Origin of the sequence: Streptomyces sp. BBFR2, from assembly GCF_044497305.1 — a bacterium.
Lineage (GTDB): Bacteria > Actinomycetota > Actinomycetes > Streptomycetales > Streptomycetaceae > Streptomyces.
In genome coordinates, this window is sequence record NZ_CP172415.1 from 6,954,485 (window position 1) to 6,973,967 (window position 19,483).

Annotated in this window: 19 protein-coding genes; 2 read left to right on the top strand and 17 right to left on the bottom strand. The window is 73.2% G+C overall.

Going from position 1 to position 19,483, the window contains the following annotated elements; genetic code table 11:
* Positions 1–230 precede the first annotated feature (230 nt).
* From ACGH2B_RS28855 to ACGH2B_RS28930, 16 genes are all read right to left on the bottom strand, one after another.
* Positions 231–1,466 (bottom strand): acetyl-CoA carboxylase biotin carboxylase subunit family protein, encoded by a 1,236-nt coding sequence (locus ACGH2B_RS28855; protein ID WP_399096214.1) that lies wholly within the window; start codon positions 1,464–1,466, stop codon positions 231–233.
* Positions 1,453–2,337, bottom strand: coding sequence for a hypothetical protein (locus ACGH2B_RS28860; RefSeq protein ID WP_399096217.1), 885 nt, complete (start codon positions 2,335–2,337; stop codon positions 1,453–1,455). Before ACGH2B_RS28860 ends, ACGH2B_RS28855 begins: the two co-directional genes overlap by 14 nt.
* Positions 2,334–3,095, bottom strand: a complete 762-nt coding sequence (locus ACGH2B_RS28865) for a tyrosine-protein phosphatase (protein WP_399096220.1) — start codon at positions 3,093–3,095, stop codon at positions 2,334–2,336. The genes ACGH2B_RS28860 and ACGH2B_RS28865 overlap by 4 nt, the downstream gene beginning before the upstream one ends.
* Before the next feature lie 2 nt (positions 3,096–3,097).
* Positions 3,098–4,459: a hypothetical protein gene (locus ACGH2B_RS28870; protein ID WP_399096223.1), complete on the bottom strand. Its 1,362-nt coding sequence runs from the start codon at positions 4,457–4,459 to the stop codon at positions 3,098–3,100.
* Complete coding sequence (locus ACGH2B_RS28875) at positions 4,456–5,418, bottom strand: ATP-binding cassette domain-containing protein (RefSeq protein ID WP_399096226.1); 963 nt, start codon at positions 5,416–5,418, stop codon at positions 4,456–4,458. The genes ACGH2B_RS28870 and ACGH2B_RS28875 overlap by 4 nt, the downstream gene beginning before the upstream one ends.
* Entirely contained in the window at positions 5,419–6,168 is a 750-nt protein-coding gene (locus tag ACGH2B_RS28880) for an ABC transporter permease (protein WP_399096229.1), read from the bottom strand. It lies immediately after the preceding gene.
* Positions 6,169–6,225: 57 nt separating this feature from the next.
* Positions 6,226–7,050: an ABC transporter permease gene (locus ACGH2B_RS28885; protein WP_399096232.1), complete on the bottom strand. Its 825-nt coding sequence runs from the start codon at positions 7,048–7,050 to the stop codon at positions 6,226–6,228.
* Complete coding sequence (locus ACGH2B_RS28890; RefSeq protein WP_399096235.1) at positions 7,031–8,626, bottom strand: hypothetical protein; 1,596 nt, start codon at positions 8,624–8,626, stop codon at positions 7,031–7,033. Before ACGH2B_RS28890 ends, ACGH2B_RS28885 begins: the two co-directional genes overlap by 20 nt.
* Positions 8,607–9,173 (bottom strand): adenylate kinase, encoded by a 567-nt coding sequence (locus tag ACGH2B_RS28895; protein ID WP_399096238.1) that lies wholly within the window; start codon positions 9,171–9,173, stop codon positions 8,607–8,609. The genes ACGH2B_RS28890 and ACGH2B_RS28895 overlap by 20 nt, the downstream gene beginning before the upstream one ends.
* A 1-nt stretch (position 9,174) precedes the next feature.
* A complete protein-coding gene (locus ACGH2B_RS28900) occupies positions 9,175–9,834 on the bottom strand; it encodes a 2OG-Fe(II) oxygenase (protein ID WP_399096241.1) in 660 nt (219 codons plus the stop codon).
* 1 nt (position 9,835) lies between these two features.
* Positions 9,836–10,951, bottom strand: a complete 1,116-nt coding sequence (locus tag ACGH2B_RS28905) for an aminotransferase class I/II-fold pyridoxal phosphate-dependent enzyme (protein ID WP_399096244.1) — start codon at positions 10,949–10,951, stop codon at positions 9,836–9,838.
* Positions 10,948–12,303, bottom strand: coding sequence for a B12-binding domain-containing radical SAM protein (locus ACGH2B_RS28910; protein WP_399096247.1), 1,356 nt, complete (start codon positions 12,301–12,303; stop codon positions 10,948–10,950). The genes ACGH2B_RS28905 and ACGH2B_RS28910 overlap by 4 nt, the downstream gene beginning before the upstream one ends.
* 5 nt (positions 12,304–12,308) lie before the next feature.
* Positions 12,309–13,478, bottom strand: a complete 1,170-nt coding sequence (locus tag ACGH2B_RS28915) for a DegT/DnrJ/EryC1/StrS family aminotransferase (protein ID WP_399096250.1) — start codon at positions 13,476–13,478, stop codon at positions 12,309–12,311.
* Positions 13,479–13,512: 34 nt separating this feature from the next.
* The gene (locus ACGH2B_RS28920; protein ID WP_399096253.1) at positions 13,513–14,385 is read right to left on the bottom strand and encodes a DUF6071 family protein; all 873 of its coding nucleotides are present in this window, start codon (positions 14,383–14,385) and stop codon (positions 13,513–13,515) included.
* Between the two features lie 24 nt (positions 14,386–14,409).
* Positions 14,410–15,879 carry a carbamoyltransferase gene (locus ACGH2B_RS28925; RefSeq protein WP_399096256.1) on the bottom strand — a complete coding sequence of 490 codons (1,470 nt, stop codon included), beginning with the start codon at positions 15,877–15,879 and terminating at the stop codon, positions 14,410–14,412.
* A 228-nt stretch (positions 15,880–16,107) separates the two neighbouring features.
* Positions 16,108–16,632, bottom strand: coding sequence for a GrpB family protein (locus tag ACGH2B_RS28930; protein WP_399096259.1), 525 nt, complete (start codon positions 16,630–16,632; stop codon positions 16,108–16,110).
* Between the two features lie 293 nt (positions 16,633–16,925).
* Here ACGH2B_RS28930 and ACGH2B_RS28935 point away from each other — a divergent pair, with 293 nt between their 5' ends.
* A complete protein-coding gene (locus ACGH2B_RS28935) occupies positions 16,926–18,056 on the top strand; it encodes an NAD(P)/FAD-dependent oxidoreductase (RefSeq protein WP_399096262.1) in 1,131 nt (376 codons plus the stop codon).
* A gap of 101 nt (positions 18,057–18,157) precedes the next feature.
* On the opposite strand, the gene ACGH2B_RS28940 is transcribed toward ACGH2B_RS28935, so the two are convergent.
* Positions 18,158–18,484 (bottom strand): hypothetical protein, encoded by a 327-nt coding sequence (locus ACGH2B_RS28940; RefSeq protein ID WP_399096265.1) that lies wholly within the window; start codon positions 18,482–18,484, stop codon positions 18,158–18,160.
* 169 nt (positions 18,485–18,653) lie between these two features.
* Between ACGH2B_RS28940 and ACGH2B_RS28945 the strand changes: the two genes are divergently transcribed.
* The gene (locus tag ACGH2B_RS28945) at positions 18,654–19,445 is read left to right on the top strand and encodes a DUF1266 domain-containing protein (RefSeq protein WP_399096268.1); all 792 of its coding nucleotides are present in this window, start codon (positions 18,654–18,656) and stop codon (positions 19,443–19,445) included.
* Positions 19,446–19,483: the final 38 nt, after the last annotated feature.

Consider the following 19,483-nt stretch of genomic DNA (forward strand, 5'->3'; position numbering starts at 1 on the left):
GGCCGTCATGCCGGGCGCCGCTTCCCTTCCGGCATCGGCCGGGGGCCCGGGGCACGCGGCCCAGGCCATGCGCCGGGCCCGGGCCGCGCGTGTGCTGCGGAACGGGAGACCGAGAGGGCGGACGCGTCACTGCGGAGCGGGGTGACGCCGCCGCAGGACGATCCGGCCGGCCCCGCCGGCGCCCCAGGGGAAGCGCACGGACTCCGGAGAAGCTGCCCCGGGGCGGGCCGTCACCCGCCCGCCCTGCGTACCGCCGCTCCGTTCCACCCGTGGAACCACTCCGCGAGATCCTCGGCACGCCGCGTGACCTGCTCCTCGTCCTTGCCCGTCAGGACGGCGCGGACGGCGGTGAACGCGACCGGCCGGCCGGTGCGCGCGCCTCGGGTGCGGCGGGCGCGCTCCGCGCTCACCACCCCTTCCCGGGCGAGGATGTCGTCCGTGGCCGGTGCCTCGTCGACGATGCCGGGCGGCGCGGAGAGCAGGACGTAGCCGAACGCCTCGGAACGGGCGGCCGGCGCGGCCGCGGGGCCCGGGAGACCGAGGAGTGCCGCCGCCCACTGCGCGTGCAGGTCCACGCCCAGCTTGCGGTGGACGGCCTCGTCGATCCGGCCGCCCGCGACCCGTCCCGCGCACTCGCCGAAGACCAGCTCACCGTCGGGCCGGCGGAACGCCTCCAGGTGGAAGACGCCCTCGCGGTGCCCGAGGGCGGTCACCGCCCGCGCGGCCAGCGCCCGGCCGTCGCGGTACAGCGCCGGGTCGCGGCCGGGGTCGGCGACCACCGAGCCCATGGGCGCGCCGTCGCGCGTGTCGAGCACGTTCCGCAGATAGCGGGAGACGGCGAGCGCCGTCACCTCCCCGGCGCGCACCACGCCGTCGAGATGGACCTCGGACCCGGACACGAACTCCTCGACCTGCCACGGGCCGTCGCACGCCGCCCGGTACGTCCAGGTGCGGGCGTGCGCGGCCGAGCGCAGCAGATCCGCCCCCGTACCGGCGTCGCCGTTCAGCGGCTTGACGACGACCGGGAAGCGCAGCTCCGTCAGCGGGACCTCGGCGGACGCGGCGACGACGGCGGAGCGCGCCGTCGCCACGCCCGCCGCGCGGACCAGACGCTTCTGGACGTCCTTGTCCCGCAGCGCGAGCGCCGTCTCCACCGGCAGCGACGCGGCGCCGCCCAACTGTGCCAGGACGGCGGCGGTGACCACCGCCGACTCGTGCGCGGCGGCCACGGCGGCGAAGCCGCGCGGCCGGCGGCCGGACCGGGCGAGACCGGCGAGGACGGCCTCCGCGTCCGCCGGATCCGCGACCACCACCGTCTCCCCGGCGGCCCTCGCGGACGGCGCCTCGGACGGTGCCACCGCGCACACCACCCGGGAGCCGGCCGCCGCGAGCGCCGCCGCGGCACGCCCGCCGTTCCAGCCCAGCAGCAGCACCGGGCTGCCCGCGAGGCCGTCAGGCGGCGCCATGCCGGGCCTCCACCGCCGCCTCGTACGCCCGCAGCAGCTCCTCGCTGACGAAGTCCCGTACGTGGTAGTGGAACGGGTCGCCGATGCGTACCCCGTCGATCCGCAGGCGCAGACCGTCGTCGAAGGCGTGGTGGACGTAGGGGCGCCACTCGCGGGCCGACTCCGGTACCCCGACCCAGCCCTGGACGCACGCCTTCATGTGGACGAAGCGCGGTGTGCCGGGACGGGGGCCGGCCGCCGCGGACTCCAGACCGTTGTCCCGCAGGGCCAGCAGCAGCGCGGAGTCGGACGAGAAGGGCACGTCGGGCCGGCCGAAGTGCCGCTCGCAGGTGCCCTCCCAGTCCTTCAGATAGCCCGACATGGTGGCGAAGAGCCGCTCGGCGACCGGCCCGCGGCGGAAGTAGAAGAACCCGTTGTGCAGGTCGGGCAGGCCGACCCGGTACAGCTCCTTGCGCAGCGGATTGTTCACGACCACGTCGCCCCGGTACGTGACGGCGGTGCCGCCGACGACGTCCGCCTGCGCCATCACGTCCCACCAGGACGAGACGTCGTCGAAGAAGAGGGTGTCCGCGTCCACCGTGACGCTCTCCTCGTACGGGCTCAGGTCGTACATCCGCACGTAGTTGTCGACCCGCCACGACCGGTCGACGAACGCGGGCCGTTCGTCCGGGATGGCGATGACGTGGTCGAAGGCGTCCCGGTAGCGCGCCGGGAAGGGCTGCGACTCGGGCACGATGACGCTCAGCCCGCGCACGGCGGACTGCGTCAGCCGCAGCGACAGCGCCAGGCAGTACGCCATCCGCAGATAGTCGGCGCCGTCATGGTTGAAGGCGTGGGTGAGGTAGCCGCGGCGGGGGCGGGGTGAGGTCATGTCAACTCCTTGCGGGAGGGGAGGGGGTGGCCGGTGCCGAGAACGACGGCGCGGGCCCGGCGCGCGGTCTCCGGACGCAGCCCGTGGCCGTGCAGCAACCGGCCGACGGAGCCGTACTCGCGCTCCAGACCGGACAGGAGCGCCCAGATGACGGACGCGGGGGCCGCGGTGCGGGCGGCCAGTTCGCGCCCGCCGAGGCCGCGCGCCCACGGCAGTGCCCGCACCGTGTCCGGGTCCCGGCGGAACAGCCGGCCGGTCAGCGCGTGATCACGGGCCAGATCCGCCCGGCGCACCCCCAGCGCGCGCAGTGTCAGCGCGCACACCACGGAGGTGCGGTCCTTCCCGGCGGAGCAGCACACCATGAGCGGCAGACGCTCCGGCGCGGCGAGGACGCCGACCAGCTCCGCGGCGACGGGTGCGGCCAGCCGCGCCACCTGCCGGTAGTACGCCAGGTACTGGGAGGGCTGCGGCGCGCCGCCGGTCCTGAGCACCGCACGGTCGGCGACCAGCGGCCGGGACAGCACGGTCACCCCGGGGTACGGGGCCGCCGCGTCCACCTCGCCGTGGTCGCGCAGATCGACGACGAGCCGCAGACCGGTGCGGTCGGCCAGCGGACCGACGGCGGGACCGGCCCCCCGGTACAGCAGACCGGGCCGGACGCGGCGCCCGGTGCCGTCGCGCAGGCCCGCCAGGTCCCGGGCGTTGGGCGCGCCGGGCACCACGCGGGTGCCCGGCGCGGCGGAGCGGGTGCCGGTCACGCTCACCCCTCCGTGATGTCGGCGCCCAGCCCCACGAGCTGGGCGGTCAGGTCGGCGTAGCCCCGCGCCAGGTGGCCCATGCCTTCCAGGCGGGTGGTGCCCGGCACGTGCAGCGCGGCCAGCAGCAGGACGGCCGCCGCCCGCAGGTCCCCGGCGACCAGGCGGCGGCCGGGCACCGCCGCGGTCCAGGGGCCGTGGACGGACACCGTGGCGTCGCGGATGTCCAGCTTCACGCCCAGCTCGGTGAGCTGTTCCGCGTAGCCGAACCGGCTGGTCCACACCGTGTCCTGGATGCGGGACGTCCCTTCGGCGAGTGAGGCCAGCAGGGCGAGGAAGGGCTGACTGTCGCTGAACACCCCGCCGGCGGTGACCAGGACGTCCACCGGCGCCGGCGGTGTGGTGACCGGCCCCGCGGTCAGCGTGTCCGGGCCGGTCTCCAGCGGTACGCCCAGCTCGCGCAGGACCGCCAGCTCCGGCGCGAGGGCGCGGGCCGCCCGGTCCATCCCGGCGCCGGTGACCGTCAGGCCCTCCGGGCACAGCACGGACGCGCAGCACCAGGTGACCACCTCGATGAGGTCCGGGGGAAGGACGGTCCGGGACGCACCCGCCGGCCGGTCGGGCACACCGTGCACCACGAGCCGTCCCGGCGCCGGGGTCTCGATGTCCACGCCCGCCTGGCGCAGCAGCGGCACCATGTCGAGGACGTCGGGCTTGGCGTAGACGTGGTCGAGGACGCTGGTGCCGCGCGCCACGGCCGCGGCCAGCAGCGCCACCTTGGTCGCCCCGGAGTGGTACGGGCCGCTGCCCCGCGACGTCCAGTAGTCGGCGAGGTCGAGGGCGCAGGCGCGTAATCCGTCGGCCCGGACGGTGAAACCGCCGTCGTCGTACGTCCGGCCTCGGGCGCCGAACCTTTCGAGCACATCGACGTAGTGGGAGACCGGGCGCCTGCCCTGGGCCTCGCCGCCGATACGGCAGCCGCCGGTACCGGGCATGGTGACGGAACCGAAGCGGGCCAGCAGCATGGGCGCGAGGTAGACCGAGCCGTGGATGGACGCGCTCAGCTCCGGGTCCGGCGCCGCGGTGTCGATGCCGGACGGGTCCAGCGTCAGCTCCGTGCCGGACAGGCGGGCCTCGCCGCCGAGCTGCTCCACCAGCGCGGCGAGGGTGCCGGTCTCGGCTATCGCCGGGCAGTTGGCGATCCGCGCGGTGCCCTGCCCCAGGCACGCCGCGGCCACGGTGGTGACCAGGGAGTGCTTGAAACCGGACGTGGTCACCGTCCCGTGCAGGGGGTTTCCGCCGCGCACCGTCAGCCGGTCGGGGGCCGGGGGCCGGGGCACGGTGGGCCGGTCGTGGGTGTTCTTCATCGGTGCTCCGTCTCGTGCAGGGCCCGGACCAGGTCTTCGACATCGGGCTCGTTGATGGTGAGGTCGACGATGCGGGCCTGTTTCGTGATCTCCACGATCAGTTGGTCCGGCGGCAGGGAGCGGCTGGTGAAGGCCAGCCACTGGCGGGGGCCTTCGACCTTGCTGACCCGGGCGCCGGGGACCCGCAGTGGGGGTTGCTCGTCGGCGAGGTCGACCACGAGGGTGCGCTCCAGGCCGTGTGCCACGAACAGTCGGGTGATGGAGTCGTCGCAGATCAGCCTGCCTTGGGAGAGCAGCAGCAGCCGCGAGCACATGCGTTCCAGGTCCGCCATGTCGTGGGTGGTGAGCAGGACGGTGACGCCCTGCTCGCGGTTGAGGGTGATGAGGAAGTCGCGGATGCGCTGTTTGGCGATGACGTCCAGGCCGATCGTGGGCTCGTCGAGGAAGAGCACGTCGGGGGAGTGGAGCACGGAGGCGGCCAGCTCGCCCCGGATCCGCTGGCCGAGGCTGAGCTGCCGCACCGGGACGGGAAGCAGCGCGGTGAGGTCCAGCACGTCGACGAGTTCGTCGAGCCGCTGCCGGTACGCGGCCGGGCCGACCCGGTAGATGTACCGCAGTTGCTCGAAGGAGTCCCGCAGCGGCAGGTCCCACCAGAGCTGGATCCGCTGGGCGGACATGGTCCCGATGCGGTGGGCGGTCCGCGACCGCTGCCCGAACGGATCGTGTCCCAGCACCCTGACCTGCCCGCCGGTCGGCGCCAGCACACCGGTCAGCAGCTTGATCGAGGTGGACTTGCCCGCGCCGTTGGCCCCCAGGTAGCCGACGAACTCCCCGGCGGGGACGGTGAAGCTGAGGTCGTCGACGGCGGTCACCTCCGTCCGCGTCCGGCGGAACCGGCCGGCCTTGCGGCGCGCGGTGAACGTACGGGTGACGTGACGCATCGCGATGGCGTCGCTCACTCAGCCTCCTGTGCTTCGGTAGCGCCGGACGGACATCCGCCACACGGCGGCCGCGGCGCCCGCGGCCAGCAGCGCGACCACGGGCGAGGCCAGCCGGACGGCGACGGGCAGCCCCGCCGCCTCCGGCTTGCCGAGCACCCAGCCCACGGGCAGGTACGAGACGAACCCGATCGGGACGACGAACAGGACGAAGGACCGCAGCCACGCCGCGTAGATGTCCAGCGGGTACTGGATGAGGAAGCTCGCGCCCGCGGTGAAGACGCCGAGGAGGTCGTCGGCGCCGGTCACCCAGAACGACGCGGAGGCGGCCGCGGTCCACAGCGCCCCCATGATCACCGCCCCGCAGATCACCGCCGACACCAGGACCACCAGCCGCTCCGCCGTCCACAGCGAGCCGGGGAAGCGGGTCATCACCACCACGAGCACCAGCGCGGCCTGGAGCAGCCGACCCGCGCGGCGCAGCAGGAAATCCGAGGTCAGCAGGTGCACGAAGGTCGGTCCCGGCCGGATGATCAGCGTGTCGAACGAGCCGTCGCGGACCATCACCGGCAGCCGGTCCAGGCTGCCCAGCGCGAGGTCGCACAGGGCGTAGGACAGCGACGAGACGGCGTACAGCAGCAGCACCTCGGGGGCCGTCCAGCCGCCCAGCCGGGAGATGTTGCCGAAGAGGATGACGATCGTGGCGCAATCCAGCGCGGTGAAGGCGAAATTGCCCGCCAGGGACAGCGCGAAGCTGGTCCGGTACTGCATCTGCGCGCGCACCTGTACGCGCGTCAGCCGGAGGAGGAGCCCGAGAGTGAACACCGGTCAGCCGCCCTGGACGACGACGCGGCGGCGGGCGACCGTGAGCAGCCACCGGCCGGCCACCCAGAGCAGCAGCGCCCACAGCGCCTGCACGGCGAGTGCGGAGGCGGCCCGCGCCCCCGCCGCACGGCCGGTGAAGATGTCCACGGGCACCTGCACGATCGAGGGGAACGGGGTCGCCGCGGCCACCGTCTGCAGCCACGGGGGGAAGAAGCCGGTCGGCATGACGAAGCCCGACAGCAGGTTGACCAGGATCACCGCGATCAGTGCCACTCCCCGGTAGTCCAGCAGCCAGAACGCGGACAGGCTGTAGAGGAAGCGGAAGAGCGTGCTCACCACGGCCGCCAGCACCACACTGACGGCGAACGCCAGCCACGCCGGCGCGTCGCCCGGACCGGTCAGCCCGAAGAACACCCAGCCGACGGCGAGCGGCGGGATCCCGCGGTACAGCAGGTGGTACCAGGCCCGGCCGAGATCCGCGGCCAGGTACGCCGACTGGAGGTTCACCGGCCGGACCAGGTCCGCGACGATCTGCCCGGTGCGCACCCGCGTGGCCAGATCGGCGTCGCCGTAGATCCGTACGACGGCCATCAGCCCCTGCACCAGCCATACGTAGGTGAGGGCCTGGGCCAGGTGGTAGCCGCCGACCACCCGGGGGCCGGTGTAGACGCCCTCCATGATCGCCGAACGCAGGACGCCGAACAGCACGGTGGTGCCGAGGCCCACCAGCGACGCCTTGGCGTAGACGGCGTAGCGCCGGTAGCCGTAGCGGGCCAGGACGGCGTGCGCGCGCAGCCGCGCGGCGGGGTCAGCCGTATATGCGCTCATAGGCCCTGACGGTGGCTCGGCGGAAATACTGATGGATCTCGTTGCGCGTGGCGCGGCCCGCGACGATCGCCTCGACGCTCTCGCCCGCGGTCCGCCGCGCGCCGCACGGCCCCAGCTCCTCGGCCGGGTCGAAGAGCCGCCCCGCGTGGGCGGCGAACTCCGTGTTGCCGCGCAGCCAGCGTTCGAGCGGCTTGTGCTCGTTGGTCGTCGGGACGGGGGTGCGGGCGGGGGCGAGCAGCGGCTGCTTGCGCTCCAGGAGGGTGTCGTAGAAGCGGTTGCCGACCCGCCAGGCGTTGGGCAGGTCCAGCGCGGACTCGAAGACGTCGAGGTCCTCGAAGACCGAGTGGTGGGGGACGCGGCCGTAGGTGTGGAACAGCCCGCACTGCTTCACGGACATGCTCATGCTGGAGAAGTTGAAGCCGCGCCGCCGCTGCACACCGCAGCCGCCCAGGCCGGACAGCTCCTCGGTGATGTCCGCGACGACCGCTTCGGCGGCCGCCTCCGGCGCCGCCTCCTTGGCGAGTTCGGCGAAGAGGGATTCCGCGATCTCACGGTCGCCCTGCGGCCCGTCCTCGGGCTGATGCCCCTTGTCGCTGAAGAGATGGTCACCGAGCCGCCCCGACAGCAGCGCCCCGGCACCCGCGACGAGCGGGCCGCGGCCCGGCAGGTACTTGCACCACTCCAGATCGGCCAGCGGCCTCCGGTGCGCCGACTCCTCGAAGTACCGCGGCAGTTCGCGGGCGGGGCCGGTGAAGCCGAGCGGTACGCCGAGGATCCGCGCGACCTCACCGGCGGCGCGCGCCGCGCTGCTGTCCCGCTCCCCGAAGAAGTAGCCGGTCAGCTCCATCCCGGCGGCGGCGCACGCGGCGCCCGTGACACGGGAGTCGTGGCCCCCGCTGACACCGAGCAGCGCGGGCGCCCCCGGAGCCGTGGATGCCGCGATCCGCCGCCCCGCCCGCCCGATCAGCTCCCAGCACCTCTCCACCGCCTCGTCCATGTCCCGGGCCCGCGGCGAGAAGCGGTAGCGCCAGCTACGGCCCCGGCGCACCGCGCCGTCACCGAACGCCAGCAGCGCGCCGGGCGGCGCCCGCCGGACGCCGCGGGCGAAGGTCCGGCCGTTCACCGTTGCCCCGAGCGCCCGGAACGCGTCCGCCGTCCGGGTGTCCAACCGCCGTGCCCGCTGCGGCAGATGGCCCAGCAGCGCGGCGAAGTCGTTGCCGACGGCGAAGCCGCGCACCGCGTGATCCGGGCCGTCGATCCAGGTGTAGAGGTCGCTCACGCCCAGGTGGTCGTTGAACGCCAGCAGCCGCGTCCCGCCGGGTCCGGCGCTCAGGTAGGCACCGGCGAAGCTTCCCCTGACCCGGGACCAGTCACCGTCCGGACCCGCGCCGCCGGGGCGCCGCAGCCGGTGCAGCAGCTCCTCCGGCGTGCTCCCGCCGTCCGCGTGCAGCACCCCGTCGAGGACGAGGAGATCGTGGCCGTGGCGGCCGAGCACGCGCACCCCGCCGTCCGTCACCAGCCGCAGGCCCCGCAGGCCCCGCGTCTCGGCCGTCCCGTCACCGACCACCAGGAACATCGCACCCCCCGACCCCGCCCGGCCGCGCCGCCCCGTGCTCGGGCAGCGCCGCCACGAACGCCGCCACCTGGGCCGGGGTGCGCAGCCGCACCACCGTCCCGCCGAAGCGGCTCAGCATCCGCCGCTCCTGCTCCCGGCGGACCCGGAAGTCGAGCAGCACCTTCACCACCGGGTGGCGGCGGCTCAGCAGGCCCCGCCACGTCTCGCGGTTGCCCGCCCACAGCGTCCGGCGCGCCAGCAGCCGGTGTGCGGTACGCCGCACCACCCGCCCGAGCACCACGGGACGGCTGAGCTCCAGCCAGATCGCGGTGTCCGCGCGCTCCCACAGCCCCGGCAGCACCTCCGGGTACGCCGTCGAGTCGGTCACCCACCCGTCCGCCGCGGTGAGCGCGGCGACATCGGCGGCGAAGGCCGGCCGCACGCTCCACCGGGGGCCGTGCCGTACCGCGTCCAGTTCGACGTGGCGCAGGCCCAGGCGCCGGGCGACGGCCCCGGCCAGCGTCGACTTGCCCGCCCCGCAGATCCCCACGATCAGGAGGTTGCGCATCTCAGCGCCGCCCCGCTTCCGCCGCGGCGGGGTGCGCGAAGTGCACCAGCAGCGTCTTCCTGGCGTGCCGGCCGGACCCGGTGACCGGCGGCACCGCGTGCCACGCCCGGTCCGTCCGGACCATCAGCACCGAGTTCCCGGCGTACGGGAACACCTCGTCGCTCCAGTCGTCCATATCGGCCGACCGCAGCACCCGCAGCGCGCCGGACCACTCCGGCCGCCAGGTCTCGTTGAGGTAGAAGAGCTGGGTGACGACCTTGTCGGGGCGGTCGACGTGCGGTTCGATCCAGCAGTTCTCCGCGTACCGCACCAGCCGGATGTCCAGTGCGGTGCCCGTGAGATCGGCGCCCGATCCGGCGGCGACCGCCGCCCGGTAGGCGGGCCCCGTCAGCTCGTCGAGCAACCGCCGCCAGCGCGGGGTCAGCCGCGCCACGTTCGCCGCGTCCGGCACCCCGTCCTTGACGAGCTGGTAGTTGTACGTCCGGTAGCGCTTGCGGTCCGGTCCGCCGTTCTCCCGCACGTCGTACCGGAACCCCTCGGCGGGGAACTCCGCCACCAGCGCGTCCTGCTCCCCGCCGAAGACGTCGCGCAGCACGGCGTACGGATACGGGTGCGCGGCCAGCGGGGCGGAGCCGATCGCCGCCAGGTCGATCAGGGACATCTCAACTCCTCGTCCGCGCGGGAAGACCGGCCAGGACGTCCGTGACCCGGGCCACGGCGGACCGGCTCGGGGTGGCGACGCGCAGCCCGCCGGAGAACCCGGGCTCGCCGTTGAGCAGCCGGGTACGGATCCCGGCGTCGAGCAGCGCGGTGTACACCCGCCCGGCCTCCTCGGGCTCCGCGTCGAAGGCCACGAAATTCGCCGCGGTGGGCCGCGCCGACCAGCCCGGCAGCGTCCGCTCCACGGCCGCGGCCAGCTCGGCCCGCGCGGTCCGTACCTCCGCCCGCGCCGCGCGGAACACCGCGGGCTCGGCGAGCGCGCGCTCCAGCAGCGCCAGGCCGACGTGCGACAGCGGGCCGTCGGGCGACCAGCGGGCCAGGTAGTCGATCATCGACTCCTCGCCCAGCACCGCACCGAGCCGCGCACCGGCGAGGCCGTGGCTCTTGGAGAAGCTGTTGATCCGCAGCGCGTTGTCCCACTCCGGCAGCGCCCGGACGGTGGCCTCCCCGCCCTCGGCGTAGGCGAGGTAGCAGGTGTCGACGACCACGACGCTGCCGTGCCCGTGGGCCGCCGCCACGGCCCGCTCCAGCTCACCGGCCGTGTACAGGTGACCGGTGATGCTGTCGGGCTGGGTGAGCACCAGCACCCCCGGGGCCCCGGCCAGCAGCCGTTCGACCAGCGGCGCCACGCCCTGCGGCGCCCGGTGCGGCAGATCGACGCCGTCGAGACGGAAGCCGAACCGCGTGGCGCAGGTGGTCCAGCCGTCGAAGTGCGGCCGGGCCACGACGAGGCGTCCGGACGGCGCGGCCAGCGCCTCCGCGACCAACTGGACGGCGTGATCGGAGCCCGGTGTCAGCAGCACCCGCCCCGGATCCTGGCCGAAGTGCGCGGCGACGGCGTCGGTGGCCGGCCCGGCCAGCGGGTACTCGACGACGGCGCCGGGACGGAGCCGGCCCAGCGCGTCGGCGTGCCACCGCTCCACGTCCGGATGGAGCAACTCACAGCTCTTCAGGTTGAGTTGACCCGGCACATGGCGGCGGCGGCGCGGCTGGAGCTGCCACATGGCGTCCGCCGTCGGGAACCACTCCCGCACCCGGCGCGGCGGCGCGCCCGTCACGACCGGGCCCCCGTCGCCGTCCCGTCCCGCTGCGGTACGGCCTCGCCCACGCGGGTGGTGCGCCGCTCGTGGCCGAAGACGATGTCGTAGGCGCGCCGCCGCTCCTCGGCGCCGGGCAGCGCGCCCTCGGGCAGGATCTGCCGGTTGTGCAGCGAGATGGCGTCCGGCGTCATGTCCGGGTGCAGCAGCTCGTGCGGGCTGTACATCGTCGGCCGCACCCGGCCGCCCAGCGCCCGCACCCGGGCGATGGCCGCCTCCGCGTCCTCGGCCGTGGTCCCCGGGAGCCCGACGATCACGAAGCAGTTCAGCTCCACACCGGAGCTCTCGCACCACCGCGCGAGCTGTTCGAGGGTGTCCTCGCCCTTGCGCTTGAGCCGGGGCAGCGCCGCGTGCCCGGACTCCGCGAGCGTCTCCACACCCACGCTGACCCGCACACATCCGCTGCGGCCCATCAGCGTCAGCAGCTCCTCGTCCAGGTGGTGCACGGTGGTCGCGCACTTCCACGGATACCGCGCGCCGCGTGCGATCAGCTCCTCGCACAGTTGGACCGTCCAGGCGCGGTTGAGGGTGAACGTCGGCGCGTAGAAGGCGACGTACTCGAAGGGGAGCGCCGCGAAGGACTCCTCGATGTAGCGCACCACCCGCGCCACGGACGCGCGCCGGTCCGGTTTGCCGAAGACGACGGGGACCTCGCAGTACGCGCAGCCGACCGGGCAGCCCCGCGCGGCCGGTACGACCAGCTCCCGGCGGCCGGGGATGCCGCAGAACTTGTTCTGGTCGTCCCGGTACAGCCAGTCGTAGGCGTGGTACGGGATCTCCGAGACGTCGGGCATGACCCAGTCCGCGTCGGACAGCACCTCCCCGCGCGTGGCGGGCTCGTGCCACTCCCCGTCCGTACGCAGCCAGACCCCGGGCACACCGCCGGGCTCCACCCGGCCCGCGTGCACGGCGCGGGCGTACGCGCCGATCGCCGGTTCGTAGTCGCCAGGGCCGACGATCGCGTCCACGTCGAAGCGGGTGAACAGCTCCGGCCGCATCCCGCTGAGCCGGCCGAACGTCACCACCCGCGCCGACGGCGCCAGATGGCGGGCGTAGGAGAGGAAGCGGGTCAGCCCGTCCACCCCGTCGAGGTCGTTGGCGACCGCCACGAGGTCGTAGCCGCCCTGGTGCAGCCGGTCGCCGACCTCCTTCCACGTCAGGGACTCGACGGAGGCGTCGAGGGTGTCGACCTGGGCGATCTGCGGCAGGCGGCGCAGATAACCGGCCACGCTGTACAGCAGGTTGTGGTGGCCGGCGTTGAAGTAGCTGAGGATCTGGGGCGGCCAGATCACGAGGACGCGCAGGGGAGTCATGGCCGTCAGTCCCTTGAGGTCGCGGTCGGTCGGGGGTGCGGTGCGGCGGCGTGGCCGCCGAGGGTGCGCAGCGCGGTGTGTACGGCCCGCGCCACCGCGGACAGTTCTTCGTCGGTGATGCCGGGGAACAGCGGCAGGGACAGGCACTGCCCCGCCAGCTCCTCGCTGACGGGCAGCCCGTCCGGCGCGGCCGGGAAGCCGCGGAACGGCTCCATGGTGTGTACCGCCCGCGGGTAGTGGATCCGCGCGTCGACGCCGTGGCGGGCGAGTTCGGCGCGGAGGGCGTCGCGTTCCGGATGGCGCACCACGTACAGGTGGTGGGCGTGCCCGGCGTCCGGGGCGGGCAGCGTGAGGCCGGTGCCGTCGAGGAGACGCCGGTAGGTGTCCGCGGCCCGACGCCGCTGCGCGGCCCACACGTCGGCGTGGCCCAGCTTCGCGTCGAGCACCGCGGCCTGGAGGGTGTCCAGCCGCCAGTTGTGGCCGACCGCGACGACCTCGTCGCCCTCCCGGCCGTGGTCGCACAGGGCCCTCGCCCGCCGGGCGAGGGCCGCGTCGTCGGTGACCAGCGCACCCGCGTCCCCGAAGGCACCGAGGTTCTTCGACGGGTAGAAGCTGAAACAGCTCACGGTCGCGTACGCGGCGACCGGGCGGCCGCCGTGGGTCGCGCCGTGCGCGTGGGCGGCGTCGGCGACGACCGGGATGCCGTGCTCGGCGCCGATCGCCGCCAGCTCGCGCGGCGCGGCGGGGCGGCCGTACAGGTGCACCGGGACGATCGCCCGGGTCCGCGGCGTCAGCGCCGCCCGCACCTGGTCCGGGCGGGCGGTGAGGGTCACCGGGTCGATGTCCACGAACACCGGACGCGCACCGGTGTGCACGATTGCCGCGGCGGTGGCGACGAAGGTGGACGAGACCGTCACGACCTCGTCCCCCGGGCCGCAGCCGACGGCGGTCAGCGCGCACTGCAGCGCGCTGGCGCCGGAGGACGTACCGACGCAGTGTGCGGCGCCGCTGTACGCGGCGAACCGCCGCTCGAAGGCGCTCAGCGCGCTTCCGTGGATGAAGGCCCCCTCGGCGATGACGCCGTCGAGGGCGGCGCGGATCGCCCCCGCGGGGGTGCTGCGTGCCAAGTCGTTGAAGGGGACCCTGCCGCCGGCCGGCGTCCTGGTCGTCGTCACGTGCTGCTCCTCCGCTCGCCGCCGCTCCGGCGGCTCAGGGGTAGATGTACGGGTCGGACCGGTCGGACCGCCGGATCAGCGAGCGGGTCCGCCGGGACCGCACGAATCTCCCGATGCGCTCGGCCCCCTTGCGGTCGTGGCGGCGCAGCGCCCGGGTGCCCCCGGCCACCGGCAGACCGGCCGCCGTGAGCGCCGGATGGCCGGTGCTCTCCAGGCCCGTGAGGTCGAGGTGGCCGGCCAGGGACTCCGCCCAGAGCCGGTGCCCGGTCTCGTTGGGGTGCTGGACGCTCAGCGCGTGGGGTCTGCGGCGCAGGAACTCCGCCATCGTCGGCTCGGCCGGACCGGGGCGGAAGAAGAGCGCGCCGGAGACCGCCTCGCGTACACAGGTGTCCGCCAGATGCGCGGGCAGACCGGGCACGGAGATGCCGTCGAAGAAGACGTGCCGGACGCCGTGCTGCTCCAGGAAGGCGTGCAGGGAGGCCACCTGTGTGGCGTAGCGCTGCTCCGCCTCGTCCTGGGAGACCGCCGTCCTCCGGTACGCCGTCACCAGCCGGTCCAGCGGCCGGATGTCGTACGCGTGGTGCGGGACGATCTGCCGGTACTCACCCGCGACGTGGAACTCGCGGCGGGCGGGGTGGCTCCACCCCACGGCGACGAGCAGCGCCTGCGGCGGCAGGCCCTGCCGCAGCCAGCGCGCGACGAAGGCGATCGTGGTGCGCAGGACGCGGTCGTTGGAGCCGCTGGGCATCGCGTCGTTGTACACGCCGTCCGCGTCGAGCAGGGCGTGGAGCCTTCCGGGCCAGCTATACCGCCACCGGTACTCGTGGTCGGTGCAGACACCCGTGGCGGGGTCGTCGGCCAGCTCCGACCCGTAGGTCATGGAGCAGCCGTTGGCGTAGACGTACACTCCTCCACCGCCTTTCCGCGGGCGTCAGAAAACCGGAACCTGGTACTTCCTGGCGAAGTCCTGGGCGTCCTGCCAGGTGTTGACCAGGGGTTGGCCCCTGATGTTGAGGCTGGTGTTGAGGAGCATCGGGCAGCCGGTGCGCTCGTGGAAGCGCGAGATGACCTCGTGCAGCAGGGGGTTCTGCTCGCGGCGCAGCGTCTGCACGCGGCTGGTGCCGTCCACATGGCAGACGGCCGGATAGGCGTCCGGCTCCCGGCAGGCCACCACGTACTGCATGTACGGGGCCTCCCGTACGGGCATGTCGAAGAGCTTGTCGGCGTACTCGGCCAGGACGACCGGCGCGAACGGCCGGTAGCGCTGGCGCTTCTTGATGGCGTTGACCCGGTCCTTGGTGCCGGGATCCCGCGGATCGGCGAGCAGGCTGCGGTTGCCCAGCGCCCTCGGGCCGTACTCCGCCCGGCCGTTGGCCAGCCCGGCGACGGAGTTGTCGAGCAGTGTGTCCACGAGGGCGGCGGGGTCGGTCCGGCGCCGGATGTCGTGGCCGAGGTAGGGGCCCTCCCAGGGGAGGAACCGGCGGGTGTGGGCGGCCAGGGCGCCGAGCGCCGAGCCGGCGTCACCGGGGTTGGGCGGGATCCAGATGCCGTCGAAGAGATCCGCCCCGGCGAGCTTGCCGTTGAAGAGGCAGTTCAGAGCGACGCCGCCGGTGTAGACGAGGTTCTTGGACGGCACCGTGCGGGCGACCCAGGTGAAGAGCCGGGTCAAGAACGCCTCCAGCACCGCCTGGGCGCTGCTCGCCAGGTCGGGCCCCTCGGTGATCTCCGGATGCCACCGCGGGCCGAGTCCCCGGTGCAGGCTGCGCCGCAGGGCGAAGTCGGGGGCCTCCCGGTCGGCGAGCAGTTCCCGCTCCAGGAGCGCGCGGTGGCGGGGCGAGCCGTAGCCCGCCATGCCCATGAGAATGTATTCCTCTTCGTTCGGCTTGAGACCGACGCGCTGGGTGACGGCGGAATAGAAGAGGCCGAGACTGTGCGGATAACGCACGGAGTGCACTTTGCGCAGCCGCCGCCCGCGGGCGTGCCAGACGGTTAAGGTGTCCCACTCGCCGATGGCGTCGACCACGACCACCGCGGCCTCACGGAAGGGCGAGGTGAAATACGCGCCCGCGGCGTGCGATTGATGGTGGGATACGAAGTGGATGGGCTTGCCGCGGAGTGCGGGAAAACGCTGAAGATAACGTCTGGGTCCGGTGCGCGCGGCAGCGGAGAGATTCCCCGCCCGTAACTGGCGCATTCTTTTGAGAAGCGGGTGTTCGTAGTAGACGATTCCCTCGACCTCGTCGACGTCCCGTAAGGCGTCGTCGATCAGCGCGCCGTTGAGGTGAGGGTCGTTCTTCTTCCTGCTGTACCTCTCGCTGTGCGAGGCGAAAACGATCCGGCCGTTGCTCAGAACGGCCAGCCCCGCATCGTGCGCAAGACAACTGACACCGACAAGAGCCACCCCGCACCTCCCCTTCGCCGGACGGTGTCTCCCCTCCCTCTGCGTCCCGGCCGTCTACGCGGTCATGGACAGGTCGGCGGAGCGCGACATCAGTCAGCCTACGTACCGAAGGGTGAGCCGCACAGATCATTTTTGGACGCCGGAAGTGAGCGGTCCACCTGGTACGAACGTACCGGACGAACCGCTCCTGTCGTAGAAGAAACAGCAGGTCACACGCGGTGAGGGCGTCTACCGGGACGTACTCGGGCCGTTGCCGAGGGCTTCAGCGAGGATGGCCGCGATGAAAGCGGACTTGCCGGCGCCGTAGGCGGACCGGTCGCCGCGGTACCGCTCCGCGAGGTCGCGCTTGAGGGCGTCGTAGCGCCGTGCCGACTCCGGGTCGGCGCGCAGGAAGTCGCGGAAGGCGAGGTGCCGGGCGAGTTCCGCGCCGTCCGCGGCGCAGACGTAGAGATGGTGCGCGGGCGCCCCCCGCGGAGTGGTGAAGGCTTCCCGCCCGGGGATACCGCAATCGCCCTCGTGCGTATATCCCAAAGGCCGTAGCGCCGCGATGACCGCCGGCAGGTCCGCCCGGTCCCCGATGACGACGTCCAGGTCCACGATCGGCTTCGCCGAGAGGCCGGGAACCGCCGTGCTGCCGACGTGTTCGACCCGCAGTGCCAGTGCCCCGAGTTCCCGTCGGATCGTCTCGGAAAGCCGCGCGAAAATCAGCGGCCATTGCGGGTCGTACGCCACGATCTGTACCGGCTCGGACATGCGGTGCTCTCCTCGGCGATTCCACCCCGCTTTCGACGGGGATTTTCTGTTGGCTGGTATGGGACTTGTGCCGCTTCGGAGGCGGGAGTTTACACTCGTCCATCGAAATCGTCCGAATGAGGGCCGTCCGCCGGATAACGCGGAACGGCCCTTGGCACGGGGAAGTGAACGCCCCCTTCTCGTGCGGACGCCACGGGAAGACGGCGCGACGTGCTTTCGGCGGACCGCCCCGGACGGGGCCGGGCGCCGCCCCGCCGCGGAGACCGCTTCACGAGTGATTCGAAAGGAGCACCGTGCAGCAAGACCGCGTCGCGGTGGTCGGCGGAGGCATATTCGGCGCGACGGCGGCGGTGGAGCTCGCCCGGCGGGGCCACTCCGTCGTGCTCTTCGAACGCAGCGACACGCTGCTGTCGTCGGCGAGCCGCGCCAACCAGCGCCGTCTGCACCGCGGTTACCACTATCCGCGCGGTATGGACACCGTCGAGGCGGTGTTACGGGCCTTCGGTGCCTTCCAGGCCGAGTACGGCGCGGCCCTCCACCACGGCTCCGCGCACTACGTGGCCCTCTCCCGCCGCGACAGTCTGGTGACGGCGGAGCGCTACCTCGCCTTCTGCGACAGCGTCGGCCTGCCGTACCGCGAGGAGTACCCGCCGTTCCTGCGCAAGTCCTCGGTCGAGGTGTCGCTGCGCATCGCGGAGGCCCATATCGACATCGCCGGACTGCGCCGGCTGTGCGCCGCCAAGCTCGCCGCCGAGGGCGTCGAGGTGCGGCTGCGGACCCGGGCGGACCGCGGCCTCCTGCGCGGCTTCGACCACGTCGTGCTCGCCACCTACTCCTCCCTCAACGACCTCCACCCCGGACCGCTCTCGACCGCGCCGCGGTACCAGTTCGAGGTCTGCGAGAAGCCGCTGGTCGCGCTCCCCGACATGTACCTCGGCCACAGCCTCGTCGTCATGGACGGCCCCTTCATGTGCCTGGACCAGGTCGCCGGTGCCCGCCACTTCCTCCTCGGCAACGTCGACCACGCCATCCACGCCACCACCGTCGGCCGCCACCCGCTCATCCCGGCGCCGCTCATGCGGTACGTCGACGCCGGGCTGATCCGCCGGCCCCGGGTGACCCGCTTCCCCGCCTTCCAGCACTTCGCCCACGAATTCGTGACCGGCTTCGACGAGGCCCGCCACCTCGGCTCCTACTTCACCGTGCGCGCCGTACTGCCGCACGTCGAGACCACCGACGACCGCCCGACACTGGTGCGCCGCCTGGACGACCGCACGGTCGCCCTCTTCGGCGGCAAGATCGCCACCTGCGTGGACTCGGCCCACCAGGTCGCCGCCCTGCTGAGCCAGGACCCGGCCCCGCCCCTGCCGCCCGAGCGCGAACAGCCCGCCGCTCCGGCCCCGCTGGCGTTCCCGCGCCCCTGAGCCCGGCCCCGGGGCGGCGGCGCCGACGGGCCGCGCCGCTCCCGCCCCGGGCCCCGGAGGCCACGGGTCCGCCGCCTGACCGCCGGACGCGCCGGAACCGGCTACTTGGTGAAGTCGAAGCGAAGGTGGTCGTCATCCAGGTACTTGATGCCGACCACACAGCCCCGCTGCACCTTCGACGAGTAGAAGGCGGGAATGGTCTCCTTGCCTTCCACCTGCCTGGTCGCGCCGTTCTCCTGCCAGGAGAGCCGGAACCGGATGGTGGAGGACCCGCCGTCGTTCGAGCTGAGATACCGGACCTCCTCCACCAGGGCCTGGATCTCCCGCCCCTGCGCCTCGATCCTCCGGTCGTGGATGAAGAGACGGACGATATGGGCGATGGCGCCCACGGTGATGACAACGGAAAGAGCGACGACGAACGTGATCATGGAAGTGCCCCTCGCGCGGGTATGGCCGAGCTGATCGCCGACGCAACGCCGGACGGCCTCACCCTCACACGCCCGATACGGAAAGACCGCACGTCAGAGCAGTTTTACGTAGTCGAATCCGTAGTTCCACGGATGTGCGGAGCCGCCCGGACCGGCAGGCTCCGCTGTCATGGGTCTGTTCAGTTCTCTCCGTGACATGTTCTCCGGCGCCACCACGTACAACGTCCTGGAAGGCGCCCCCGCGCTCACCCCCGGGCAGGACCGCGGCCTGGCCCTCGGCGCCATGTACGCGGTCGAGGGACATCTGCCGGTCAACGCCCTCACCATGGAGGCCGACGCGCGCACCGCGGCGAGGCTGGCGAAGGGATCGTGGGACACCGTCGACGCGGAGTCGGCGCGCGCCACCTACCGCTACCTCCTCGGCGGCGGGCACGACGTCGCGTACCGGATACTGCTGCCCTACCTGGAGGCGTACCTGGCGGTGGCCCCCACCCGCAAGCGCGCGGTGCTCAAGGAGCCGCACGAGCGCGCCCTGCGCGAACTGCCCGAACTCGCCCTGCGCCACGACCTCGACCCGGCGCGGCTGCGCAACCAGTTCATCAACGGCGCCTACTACTACGGCAACCTCGTCACCTACGGCAGCCCCGACCCGCTGCCGCGCAGCATCGTCGCGTGGGACGCCGCCCGCGTCGCTCACGTCAGCCGGATCTTCTCGGACGCGGGGTTCGTCGAGCCGGACGAGGCGTGGGCGGCGATGGAACAGGCGGTGGACCTCGCCCGGTCCGCGTACCACTCCTGGGAGGAGTACGAGTCGGCGTTCCGCACCGGGCGGCTGTTCTGGCAGTTGGGCGACAAGCGCTTCGACCAGACCAAGGCCGCGGACGACGTGGAGAAGTTCGAACGGGCGGGCAGGGAGCTGCTGACCGACGACGGCAGCCCCTGGAAGCGACTGGCCTGGTAGCCCTGGCCCCTCTGTCCCCTCTGCCGAAAGATCCCGCA